Below are 11,969 nucleotides of genomic sequence, written 5' to 3'. Positions count from 1 at the left end.
CATGTGTTCCACTCTGTCGGACCTGGCGAGGCACGCTCCAACACTTCGCACTTGCAACAGGAACGGCGAGCGGCAAGAGGGATTGGCATGAGCATGAACGATCTGATCACCGCCGCACGTGTATCCAAGGCCTGGCCGTTCCAGGAGGCGCAGCGGCTGCTCAAACGCTATCCCGACGGCACCAAGCCCGATGGCAGCCCCGTGCTCTTCGAGACAGGCTACGGCCCCAGCGGCCTGCCGCATATCGGCACCTTCCAGGAAGTGCTGCGCACCACCCTGGTCCGCCGCGCGTTCGAGGCGATGATCGGTGCGAAGCCCGAGGACGGCAAAACGCGGCTGGTCGCATTCAGCGATGACATGGACGGCCTGCGCAAGGTGCCCGACAATGTGCCCAACCAGGCGCTGCTCGAAGCGAACCTGCACCTGCCGCTCTCCCGCGTGCCCGACCCGTTTGAGAAGGGCCACGAAAGCTTTGCTGCGCACAACAACGCCAAGTTGCGCGAATTCCTGGACCGTTTCGGCTTCCAGTACGAATTCGTTGCCGCGAATGACATGTACAACTCCGGTCGCTTCGACGATGCGCTGCGTCAGGTCCTGCGCAAGAACCAGGCCATCCTCGACATCATGCTGCCGACGCTTCGCGAAGAACGGCGGCAGACCTATTCGCCGGTCCTGCCGATCTCGCCCAGCACGGGCCGCGTGTTGCAGGTGCCGGTCGAGGTGGTTGATGCCGAAGCAGGCACGATCCGGTTTGCCGACGAGGACGGCAGCGTAGTCGAGCAGTCTGCGCTTGGCGGCATGTCCAAGCTGCAGTGGAAGGTCGACTGGGCCATGCGCTGGTTTGCGCTCGGCGTCGATTACGAGATGTATGGCAAGGATCTCACCGATAGCGGCGTGCAGTCGGGCAGGATCGTGAAGGTTCTCGGCGGCCGCAAGCCGGAAGGCCTGATCTACGAGATGTTCCTCGACCAGAACGGCGAGAAGATCTCCAAGTCCAAGGGCAACGGCCTGTCGATCGAGGAATGGCTGCAATACGGCAGCGAGGAGAGCCTCGGCTTCTACATCTTCCCCAATCCCAAGAGCGCGAAGCAGCTGCACGTCGGCGTGATTCCGCGCGCGGTGGACGATTACTGGCAGTTCCGCGAGCGGCTGGCCGAGCAGGAGCTCGACAAGCAGCTTGGCAATCCGGTGTGGCACCTCGCGCGTGCGAATGGCGGGTTCGAGGGTTCCGAGGCGCCGGGTGCGGGCGACAGCCTGCCGGTGACCTATGGCCTGCTGCTCAACCTCGCCAGCGTGCTCGGCGCTGAGGCGAGCGAGGAATCGCTGCGTGACTATCTCGCCAGCTACATCGGGGCCGAGCGGATTACGCCGGAGCTCGATGTGCTGATCGGGACTGCGGTCGCCTATACGCGCGACTACATCGTGCCGACCCTGTCGAAGCGTGCGCCTGCCACGAACGAGGCCGAGGCGTTGCGCGCTCTCGATGCCTACCTCGCCGATGCGCCGGCGGATGCCAGCGCAGAGGATCTGCAGACCCAGGTCTATGAAATCGGCAAGCGCGAGGAATACGGTTTCGAGAACCTGCGTGACTGGTTCAAGGCGCTGTATCAGACGCTGCTTGGCAGCGACCAGGGTCCGCGCATGGGCAGTTTCATTGCGCTCTACGGTATCGAGAACAGCCGCAAGCTGATCGCAGAAGCGCTCGCCCGCGGCTGATTCATCAGGCGTGCTTGCGTGTGCGGTACCACTTGGTCAGCACGTATTTGGCACCTTTGATAACCGGGGTTCCGGCGTGCATCGTGCCCTCGTTGGGTTCGCCCTCGGGGGTGGCGTTGTTCCACACCAGAAGAACGCCGGGCTTGGGTTCGATCGATGCACCGACTTCGGTGAAGTGGGTGTGCCCACCTTCTTCGACTTTGTTGAGAAAGGCCATGGCGGTCCAGCACCGCTGTCCGCCGCGCTTGCGTTCCAGTTTCCAGTATTCCTGGTCGGTATAGAACCAGTCGTTATGCGGCTTGAATTCCTGGCCCGGCAGGTAGCGCTGGCCCTGGATCGCCTCTCCGGTCACGGAATTCATGCCGAGGAGGTCGTCGATGCGGCGTGAGATCCCTTTGACGAACGGGTCGCGCGGGTCGAAATTGCCGGAATACGATGTTCGGAATTTCTCGATATACGCAGTCTCGTGAAGTTCGCTCGGCCTCGCGACAACGTCGATCATGGTGATGAAGCGGCGGCATTCCTCGGCAGACAGGAAATTCGGCACCGCGAAAATCTCGGCCTTGTCGGTGGGGACCTTGTAGATTTCCGGATCCGCCTCGAGGCGCTGGCGAACCTTCGCGCCAACGCGCTTAAGGGCATCCTGGTCGGGTATCGTCGCTGTCTTTGTCATCGGGGCGATTGTTAGCAATCACCGCGCTGCTCGCAAGATGGCATCTTGTGCTTCAATGCCAAACCTATAGTTTCGCACACCAATTGAGGGGAGAAGTCGGATGGAAATGGCCACCACAAATGCCAAGCGTTATTCGCTGGTCGCAATGCTCTTTCACTGGGTCATCGCGATAGCGGTCATCGTGAACTGGAGGCTGGCGGAAGCGGCCGAGCATGCGGGCGACGCGGAGAAAGCTGCGATCTTTGCGAACCACAAGGCTCTGGGAATAACGATCCTGGTCCTGAGCCTGGGGCGGCTGGCCTGGCGAATGACGCATCCCGCCCCGGCCCTCGACGGCGTAGCGACATGGGAACGTATCCTGGCCCGAACCACGCATGTCGTTTTTTACGTCATGCTGATTGGCCTGCCGATCGGCGGCTGGCTTGGCAGTTCCTATTTCGGGAGCGGCGTGGATGTCTTCGGGATTTTCACGCTGCCAGCTCTGCCGGTCGGAAAAGACCCGGATGCAGGTATGGCGATCTTCGACCTCCACGCAACGGGCGGATCTGTGATGATCTACCTCATCGGATTGCACATTCTGGGCGCTCTGAAACACACGTTCTTCGACAAGAACGGAGGCATCTTCAGGATGCTTCCCTTCGGCAAGGTGCCCGGCTGACACGAAAAACCCCCGCCGATCGCTCGGCGGGGGCATCGTGCCCGAAAGGCCACTCTCATCCTATCGGGCAGGAGCCTGAAGGCTTACCAGAAGAAGTCGTAGATTACGTCCACCACTTCGCCGCTGTAGGTGTCGACCAGCAGCACGTCGTCGTAATACCTGACCCAGCGATAGGGGCCGTACACTTCCGGCAGGCGATAGCGCCACGGATCGTTGATCCAGTACCGGCTGCCGAAGAAGAGGTTTCCGATGTGGAAACCGATGCTCAGGCGGCGATAGCGGTAATCGCGATAGGGCGCGTAGTAACGACCGAGGCGATAGATGCTGCGATACCGCTTGCGGTAATCGTGCCAGTTGTAACGGCGGTTGTCCCGCCAGCTATAACGGTTCCACGAGTTGTAGTGGTGCCAACGGCGACCGTCCCAGTGACGCTTGCGGCTTTCGCGATGGTCACTGCGGCGCGCATCCCGATAGCCATCGCGATAACCGTCGCGGCGGATCTGGCGATCTTCGCGGTTGTCGCGGCGACGCTCGTCACGGCGACCCTCCCGGTATGCATCGCGGCGATCTCCACGGCGGTCGGCACGGCGGTCATCGCGGCGATCGGCACGACGCGCGTCACGCACGTCTTCGCGCCGAAGCACAGGCGCTACATCGCGGCTGTTCTCTCTGCGCTCGCTGCGGTTCCAGTCGCGACCCGAGCGGACTTGCGCGGTATCGGACCGACGGTCCGAGCGGTTCCAATCGCGACCACGACGTTCCTCATTGCGAGCCACCGGTTGAGGGCGTTCGGCGCGCTGTTGCGGACGAACCTTGCGGCGAGGAGCCTCACGGCGCACCTGGGCACGCGCCTCGCGGCGCTCGCTGCCAGCATCGTTGCGTGCTTCACGGCGTTCCTGACGCCGATCGTCGCGGCGTTCCTGCCGCCGTTCCTGGCGGGGTTCGCTGCGTCGTTCCTGGCGACGATTGTCGCGGCGTTCCTGTCGGTCGCCCCGGTCGCGTTCCGCGCGTTGTTGGTCAGCTGCGGCTTCGGCCTGGGCCGGAACCACCGCCGTTGCCATCGCGATTGCGAGGGCACCAAGCGCGCTGCCTTTCATCAGCTTAGTTAGAGTCATGGAGCGTTCCTTCTTGCTCAAAAGCCGCTCCACCACCCGCGGCTCCAATGTCGATGTACCGGTTTGTATCAGAACGGCCTGACGTGAAACTGAACCGGCCTGCCATGCTTTCGTTCATGTTGGAATACAATAATCTGAATGCGAACGATTGACACAAAGCATCGATACGTGCGTTGGAGAGGTCATGTATGACGATCTCGACAAGGTTCGCGCGGATATTGCCGACCGTTTCTGCAATGCCGCTTCCAGCCGCAAATCGCCCATGCACGCTCCTGTAGTAGTTACTAGCGATGCCGATGCGCGGATCATGATCCTGAGGGACTTCGATCGGGACAACTGGACCTTGCGGTTCCACACCGACGCGCGGTCCCCCAAGGCGGCGGTCATCGGCGAGGGCGCCGCCATGGCGGTGCTGTTCTACGATCCGGACGAGAAGGTGCAGATCAGGGTGCGCGGGTTGGGCTGGATCGAAACACAAAGCGCGCTGACCGATGCAGCTTGGGACGAAAGCAGCAATTTTGCGAAGCGCTGCTATCTTGGCGCACCTCCCGGTGAAAAGCGCGCAGAGCCCTCAAGCGGGCTCCCCGATTGGGCCGAGGGTATTCAGCCGACCAACGAGCAGCTTTCCCCGGCGCGCGAACACTTTGCTGTCCTGCGGGTGACGGTGGAAGAGGCCGATTGGTACTGGCTCTCGAACGAGGGTCATCGCCGCGCGCTGATCGGCCGCGAAACAGCCTCCTGGATAACTCCGTAGCGAAGGCAACTCATCAGGGCGGACACATCGCTTCGGCCTCTTCAAAGGCGATGCTCGCAAGCGGTTGAAGGGGGGTGGCAGTTCGCGCGCGGCGCGCAACGAGAGGCCACCCCGGTTAGATCAACTGGTCAGGCCGCCTGCTGGATATCGCGCAGGATCAGGTCGAAGGTGATATCTTCGCCCGCCAGCGGGTGATTGCCGTCCGCCTTCACGCTGTCTTCCCCCACCTCGAGGATGAAGAACGTCATCGGCTGTCCTTCGGGAGTCTGGGCATTCAGCTGCATACCGGGCTGCGGCGCGGGTTCTGGCGGCAGGTTTGCGCGCGGAATGTCGATTACCAGTTCATCGCGGCGCGGACCGAAAGCCTTGTCGTGGGGAATGGCCACCGACTTTTCGTCACCCACTTGCATGCCTGTCAGCGCTTCTTCGATCAGCGGGAAGATCTGGCCGCTGCCGATCTGGACCTGCTGGGGGCCGACCTGGGCGGTGTTGCCGACTTCCTGGCCGTCGCTCCGCTTGAGCACGTAGTCGATGGTCACGGTGTCGCCGTTGGTGGGAGTAGTCATGGAAATCCTTGAAATTCGTGTTCGCGGCGTATGCAGATCGCCGACGGGAAGGGCACCCGCGTTTCGGGCGCCTGGCGCGGGCTTCTGTCAAACGGGACGGGGTGGAGTCAAATCGCGCCGGAGTGGCGGCCGTGCATCGACGCTGGAGCGTGTCTGCAACGGTCAGAGCAAGGTCACACCCTGACCAGATTCCCCTCGAACACGACCGAGCGATTGCGTCCGCCGCGCTTGGCGAAATAGAGCGCCTTGTCGGCGGCGTTGAGGATATCTGTCTCGCTGGCGCCCTCGGCCAGTTCGGCGATGCCGATGCTGAGCGTCAATTCGTCCAGACCCTCGACCGGCCAGGCATAGGCGCGCAGGTAATCGCGCAGGTCATTGCAGCGTTGGTCGACTTCGCGGGCACTGGTCCCCCTTGCGACCACGAGGAATTCTTCCCCGCCAATGCGCCCGACATGGCCGATGTCGTCGAAGCGATCGAACAAAATCCTCGCGATCTGCTGCAGGGTTCGGTCACCCGCCTCGTGGCCAAAGCGATCGTTGACCGACTTGAAGTGATCGACGTCGACAATGGCGAGCGCGATATTCTCTCCGGTCCCGCGCATATCGAGAACGGTGCGTTCGAGATCCGCGAGAATCTTTCGCCGGTTCGCGATACCTGTGAGGTGATCGGTCTCTGCCAGTGCGCGATGTTCATCCGCCTTGCGCTCGGCGTGGGCGCGGGCATTGGCGAGTTCGCGCACGGTGTTCGCCCGGTCCGTGATATCCATCATCGTGCCGAAGATGGATATCTTGTTCGGATCGTCGGACCACTCGACTTCGCCGCGACATTCGGTGTCGAACAATTCCCCGTAAGGTCCGGCAATGCGGGCCTCGAACACGAAAGGTACCCCGGTCGCGAGCGACTGGAGGAGGATATGCGAAACCCGTTTGCGGTCGCTGTCCTGAAACAGCTCCGCGATATCCGCGACGGTATGGGGCTGCGTATCGTAGCCAACCATGCGCCGGGCTTCGGGCGAAAGGTAGACCGGTCCTTCTACAGGAGCATACCGCCAGTGGCCGACCTTGGCCGCCTTTTCCGCTGCGGTCAGGAAGCGATTGCTCCTCGACAGTTTGACAAGATCGTTCTGGCGCTGGGTGAGCATGAGCGCAACCGGTAGCGCGGAGACAAGCAGGCCGAGAAAATAGACCTGAAGGAAAAGCACTTTCTGGCCCTGCAGTTCGAAATATCCGCTGACCGGGCCGAGATCGTAGACCGTCAGGATCGAGCCGATGACGGCCACCACCAATAGTGAAAGCGCGGCACCGCTCAGGCCAAGGGCAGCGGTTGCGATCGAAATCGCGAGAACGGGCAGGAACAGCAACGGCACCTCGGACTGGCCGAATGCAGCGAGCGAGGCCACCGCAACGAGCATCAGCGCCCAGACCGTCCGCATGCTTGTAAGGCGTCTGCGACCTTCGTCGCTTTGCACCAGGAAGAGAATGAACGGTGCAACGATCATCATCCCCAGGCCGACGGTAGTGGCCCAGGAGATCAGGAATTCCAGATCGAAATTGGCGCTCAGTATGCCAGCGACACCGGCGCTGAAGACGCTGACTACAGCGGCGGAAGCTGCGAAGCGAATGAGATTGAGGGGGCGTGCCAGCAATTTGCCGCGGCTCGTCTCTCCGCCCATCAGGTAGAAGACAAGCCAGCCTTCTGCGAGGTTGGCGACGGTGTAGCCAAAACAGGCGAGCAGCGACACGCCTGAAATATAGTTCGCGACCAGGCTGGCGATGCCGACGCCTGCTGTCACCGCCATGCGACCTTTGCCCGAAAGGTGCAGCAGGGAGGCTACGAATATCCCGCTCGACGGCCAGACGGCGGCGATGCCGTCTTCGCCTTGTGTGAGTTCAAGCGCGATGTAGGCGCACAGGAGCCAGGCGAGGCTGTAGGCCACAGGCCAGACGAAAGTCTCGCTCCGGTTTGTAGTCGATCGGTTCAAGATAACCCCCTGAAAGATATTTGACCGATCGACTGTTGCTTCAAGATTAACGCGTCAGCTTCTTGTAGGCGAGGCGGGTCGGACGATCCGCGGCATCGCCAAGGCGGCGCCGCTTGTCTTCTTCATAAGCCTCGAAGTTGCCCTCGAACCATTCGACATGGCTGTCACCTTCGAAGGCGAGAATGTGCGTTGCCAGACGGTCGAGAAAGAAGCGGTCGTGCGAGATGACCACGGCGCAGCCGGCGAAGTTTTCGATCGCCTCTTCCAGTGCGCCCAGCGTTTCCACGTCGAGATCGTTGGTCGGTTCGTCCAGCAGCAGGACGTTTCCGCCCTCCTTCAGCATCTTGGCCATGTGGACGCGGTTGCGTTCACCGCCCGACAGCTTGCCGACGTTCTTCTGCTGGTCCGCACCCTTGAAGTTGAACGCGCCGACATAGGCGCGGGTCGAGGTGTCGTGGCCGTTGACCTTCATGTAGTCGAGGCCGTCGGAAATCTCTTCCCAGACGTTGTTCTTGGGGTTGAGGTGATCTCGGCTCTGGTCAACGAAGCCGAGGTGGACGGTCGAGCCGATTTCCACCGTGCCGCTGTCAGGTGTTTCCTTGCCGGTCAGGATCTTGAACAGCGTGGACTTACCCGCGCCGTTCGGCCCGATCACGCCGACGATGCCGCCCGGGGGCAGCATGAAGGAGAGGTTTTCGAAGAGCAGCTTGTCGCCGTAAGCTTTGGAAATGTTCTTGGCTTCGATGACCTTGCCGCCGAGACGCTCGGGCACCTGGATGACGATCTGCGCCTTGCCGGGCTTGCGGTCCTTTTGGCCTTCCTGCAGTTCCTCGAACTTGCGGATACGGGCTTTGGACTTGGTCTGGCGCGCCGCCGGCGTCTGCCGGATCCACTCGAGTTCGCGCGACAGGGCCTTCGAACGACCGCTTTCCTCGCGGCTTTCCTGTTCGAGGCGCTTGGCCTTCTTTTCCAGGTAAGTCGAATAGTTGCCTTCGTATGGATAGTAGCTGCCGCGGTCGAGTTCGAGGATCCACTCCACCACATTGTCGAGGAAGTAGCGGTCGTGGGTGATCATCAGCACCGCACCCGCATAATCCTTGAGGTGGTTTTCGAGCCACTGGACGCTTTCGGCGTCGAGGTGATTGGTCGGTTCGTCCAGCAGCAGGATCGAAGGCTTCTGGATCAGCAGGCGGGTAAGGGCCACGCGGCGCTTCTCACCACCCGAAAGATCGGTCACGGGCCAGTCGCCCGGAGGGCAGCGCAGCGCTTCCATCGCGACTTCCAGCTGGTTGTCCAGCGTCCAGCCGTCGACCGCGTCGATCTTGTCCTGCAGTTCGGACATTTCCGTGCTGAGTGCGTCGAAATCGGCGTCTTCCTCGCCCATTTCCATGCCGATCTGGTTGAAACGTTCGACCATGTCGGCGATTCCGCGGGCGCCGTCCTTGACGTTTTCGAGCACAGTCTTGCTCTCGTCTAGCTCCGGTTCCTGCTCCAGATAGCCGACGGTGATGTTCTCGCCCGGCCATGCTTCGCCGGTGAAATCTGTGTCGATGCCAGCCATGATCTTGATCAGCGTGGACTTGCCCGCGCCGTTCGGACCCACGATGCCAATCTTGGCACCCTGGTAGAACTGCAGGTTGATATTGCTGAGCACCGGCTTCTGGGCACCGGGGAAAGTCTTGGTCATGTCCTTCATTACGAAGGCGTACTGCGCGGCCATCGGGCGAATCCTTGGGTCTGATCTTTTCGGAACGGGAAGTTGTGCGCCAGATAGTCATAGCTGTGGCCGGGGGCAAGCCGGGTCTGGCAATCGCATGGAGGCTGGCTTAGCTCTGCCGGACCATGACCGACGCGCTCGCTCAACAACCGACCTTGCCCAAGGTGGCGATCCTGTTCGCCCAATACGCCGCTTTCCATGTCGACCGGGTCGAAGCGGCGGCGCGCAGGCTTGCGGGTCGCGCGGAAGTGATCGCGGTCGAATATGCGACCACCAGTGAAACCTATGCATGGGAGCCAGCGTCCGGATTCGAGCAAGCCCGGCACGTCACGCTGTTTCCCGGCAAGTCCTATGACGATGTCGGCCACCTTGCCCGTTATCGCGCGGCAATGAAGGCGGTGGCCGATGCCGACATGGTCTGCATCGGCGTCCCCTATTCGGAGCGCGACATCATCGCGCTTTCCTGGCGCCTGAAGGCGGCAGGCACGCGCTGCGTCATGATGACCGAAAGCAAGTTCGACGATTTTCCCCGCATCCTGCCCCGTGAACAGGCCAAGGCGCGGCTGTTGTCCTGTTATCGCGCCGCGATCGTCGGCGGGCTGCGCCAGCGCGAATATCTGCGCTTTCTCGGCTTTGGCGACAAGCCGATCCTGCCGGGGTACGATTGCGTGGGGCTCGACCGAATTCGTGCACAAGGAGCCGGCGGCGAGGCGCGGTGGGCGGATCGCCATTTCCTCTATGTCGGCCGCTTCGTCGAAAAGAAGAACCTAACCACGCTCCTGTCCGGATATGCCCGCTATCGGGAGCTGGCAGGGTCAGCCGCGCGCAAGCTTGTGCTCGCTGGCGACGGAGAACTGCGCGAGGACTTGCAGGAGCAGGCAGGCGAGGGGGTCGAGTTCACGGGCTTCCTGCGTGCCGAACAAGTGTCACGCCGCATGGCAGGCGCGCTAGCGCTGTGTCTTGTCAGTACCGAGGAGCAATGGGGCCTGGTGGTCAACGAAGCGGCTGCCTTCGGTGTGCCCGCAATCGTGTCCACGTCGGTCGGCGCCAGGGACGCCCTAGTGCGCAACGGTGTCACCGGTTGCGTGGTCGAGCCCCAGTCCGTCGAGGGGATAGCCCGCGCCATGCTCGCCTTGTCTCAGAGCGAACCGACGTGGCAGCGCTTTTCCGATGCGACTGCCGCACGCGCGCACATGGGCGACGTGGAACGGTTCGCGGATGCCGTGGAGGCGCTGTTCGATCCCGACAGCAAGGGAGCGACAAGAGCGCTTGATTTCTGGGACGAAATGGCAAAAACCTGAACGACTCTTGGGGGTTACGAACAGGTATGCCGCGATTGCTGCTTGGCAGGATCGCAACTTTTGCTAGCAAGCGCGCCATGAAAAAACAGCTCCTTGCGCTTGCCGCCATCGCCTTTGCCGTTCCCGCCAGCGCCGACCGAGCGGATGATGCGTTTTTGGGCGACACGATTGCCTGGGACTTCGTCGAAGGGATCACCACCGAAGTCGGCCCGCGCATGCCTGGCACCGATGCCGAGGCGCGAGGGCGCGTGTGGGCGATGGACTGGCTGCGCCGCAACGGCTTCGCGAATATCGCGGACGAACCGTTCGACATGGAAACCTGGGTGCGCGGGCAGGAAATGGCCTGGGTCACTACGCCTGCGACGCAACCAATGGCGATCACAGCACTTTCCACCACGACTTCCACCGGTTCCGAAGGGATCGAGGCCGAGGTGGTCTATTTCCCGACCTTTGCCGATCTCGTCGCCGCCGATGCGGTGGACCTCGCAGGGAAAATCGCCTTCGTGAGCCATGACATGCGCCCAACGCAGGATGGCTCCAGCTACGGGTTTGCCGGTCCGGCGCGCTGGATGGCCCCCTCCATGGCGGCGAGCAAGGGTGCAGTGGCAACCGTGATCCGGTCGGTGGGCACCGACAGCCACCGTGTTCCGCACACCGGAACGACGACCTTTGCGGAAGGAATCCAGCCGATCCCGGCAGGCGCGCTATCCAATCCCGATGCCGACAACCTGGAGCGGCTTTTTGCCCGGGGTAAGCCGGTGCGTATGAAGCTGGTCCTGACCCCGCGCGATCTGGGCGTTACGACGAGCGGCAATGTCGTCGGCGAGATCGTCGGCAGCGATCCGGCGCTCGAACCGGTCCTGCTGGCATGCCATCTCGACAGCTGGGATCTCGGAACCGGCGCTATAGACGATGGTGCAGGCTGCGGGATCATCGCTGCGGCTGCAAAGCACGTTGCCGCGCAGGGCCAGCCGCTCCGCACCATCCGCGTCCTTTTCGCAGGGGCCGAGGAAACGGGCCTCTGGGGTAGCGCTGCCTATGCCAAGGCACATGCGGACGAGCCGGTCTATGTAGGACTGGAAAGCGATTTCGGTGCCGATCGCATCTGGCGTATCGAAACCAACTTCACCGCGAGCGATCCCGAACTCTATCGCGAGCTGGCGGGGGCAGTCGCACGCTTCGGCGTTGCTCCGACGCGCATTGTCGCGACGGGCGGAGCGGATCTCAACCTGGTGCGCGAACAGGGTGGACCGCTTATCGACCTGCAGCAGGACGGGACGCGCTATTTCGACCTGCACCACACGGCAGACGACACGCTGGACAAGATCGACCCTGTGCAACTGCGCCAGAATGTGGCTGTCTGGACTGCCGTTGTCGGCATTCTTGCCAACCGAAGCGACCCGATCGTGCGCGATACGAAAGAGTAGTCAGCAAGGCTAACCACCCGTATTTTCGAGATCTTGGGCAAAGTCTCAACGGGTGATTAA

The 11,969-nt window shown here is 62.1% G+C and carries 10 protein-coding genes; 5 read left to right on the top strand and 5 right to left on the bottom strand.

The genetic code is table 11. The features are described 5' to 3' along the window. Nucleotides 1-87: 87 nt before the first annotated feature. Nucleotides 88-1,716 (top strand): lysine--tRNA ligase, encoded by a 1,629-nt coding sequence (locus CVE41_RS03010; RefSeq protein ID WP_100259316.1) that lies wholly within the window; start codon nt 88-90, stop codon nt 1,714-1,716. Nucleotides 1,717-1,720: 4 nt separating this feature from the next. Here the strand turns inward: CVE41_RS03010 and CVE41_RS03005 are convergent, their stop codons facing one another. Further along, entirely contained in the window at nt 1,721-2,389 is a 669-nt protein-coding gene (locus CVE41_RS03005) for a prolyl hydroxylase family protein (protein WP_100259315.1), read from the bottom strand. 106 nt (nt 2,390-2,495) lie between these two features. Between CVE41_RS03005 and CVE41_RS03000 the strand changes: the two genes are divergently transcribed. Beyond that, nucleotides 2,496-3,047: a cytochrome b gene (locus CVE41_RS03000; protein ID WP_100261343.1), complete on the top strand. Its 552-nt coding sequence runs from the start codon at nt 2,496-2,498 to the stop codon at nt 3,045-3,047. An 83-nt stretch (nt 3,048-3,130) separates the two neighbouring features. On the opposite strand, the gene CVE41_RS02995 is transcribed toward CVE41_RS03000, so the two are convergent. Beyond that, nucleotides 3,131-4,162: an RcnB family protein gene (locus CVE41_RS02995; protein ID WP_232725774.1), complete on the bottom strand. Its 1,032-nt coding sequence runs from the start codon at nt 4,160-4,162 to the stop codon at nt 3,131-3,133. A gap of 184 nt (nt 4,163-4,346) precedes the next feature. Between CVE41_RS02995 and CVE41_RS02990 the strand changes: the two genes are divergently transcribed. Then, entirely contained in the window at nt 4,347-4,916 is a 570-nt protein-coding gene (locus CVE41_RS02990) for a flavin-binding protein (protein ID WP_232725773.1), read from the top strand. Nucleotides 4,917-5,044: 128 nt separating this feature from the next. Here the strand turns inward: CVE41_RS02990 and CVE41_RS02985 are convergent, their stop codons facing one another. The 3 genes from CVE41_RS02985 to ettA all read right to left on the bottom strand — a co-directional run bounded on the left by CVE41_RS02985 (nt 5,045) and on the right by ettA (nt 9,184). Further along, entirely contained in the window at nt 5,045-5,482 is a 438-nt protein-coding gene (locus CVE41_RS02985; RefSeq protein WP_100259314.1) for an FKBP-type peptidyl-prolyl cis-trans isomerase, read from the bottom strand. Between the two features lie 173 nt (nt 5,483-5,655). Then, complete coding sequence (locus CVE41_RS02980; RefSeq protein WP_100259313.1) at nt 5,656-7,464, bottom strand: sensor domain-containing diguanylate cyclase; 1,809 nt, start codon at nt 7,462-7,464, stop codon at nt 5,656-5,658. Between the two features lie 46 nt (nt 7,465-7,510). Then, nucleotides 7,511-9,184 (bottom strand): energy-dependent translational throttle protein EttA, encoded by a 1,674-nt coding sequence (ettA, locus tag CVE41_RS02975; RefSeq protein WP_100259312.1) that lies wholly within the window; start codon nt 9,182-9,184, stop codon nt 7,511-7,513. Between the two features lie 122 nt (nt 9,185-9,306). Here ettA and CVE41_RS02970 point away from each other — a divergent pair, with 122 nt between their 5' ends. Together CVE41_RS02970 and CVE41_RS02965 are read left to right on the top strand one after the other, a co-directional pair. Continuing rightward, nucleotides 9,307-10,482, top strand: a complete 1,176-nt coding sequence (locus CVE41_RS02970) for a glycosyltransferase family 4 protein (protein WP_100259311.1) — start codon at nt 9,307-9,309, stop codon at nt 10,480-10,482. Between the two features lie 77 nt (nt 10,483-10,559). After that, the gene (locus tag CVE41_RS02965; RefSeq protein WP_100261340.1) at nt 10,560-11,909 is read left to right on the top strand and encodes a M20/M25/M40 family metallo-hydrolase; all 1,350 of its coding nucleotides are present in this window, start codon (nt 10,560-10,562) and stop codon (nt 11,907-11,909) included. The last annotated feature ends 60 nt before the right edge of the window (nt 11,910-11,969 follow it).

This window comes from Qipengyuania seohaensis, assembly GCF_002795865.1.
Lineage (GTDB): Bacteria > Pseudomonadota > Alphaproteobacteria > Sphingomonadales > Sphingomonadaceae > Qipengyuania > Qipengyuania seohaensis.
This window is presented reverse-complemented; position numbering and strand designations above follow the sequence as displayed.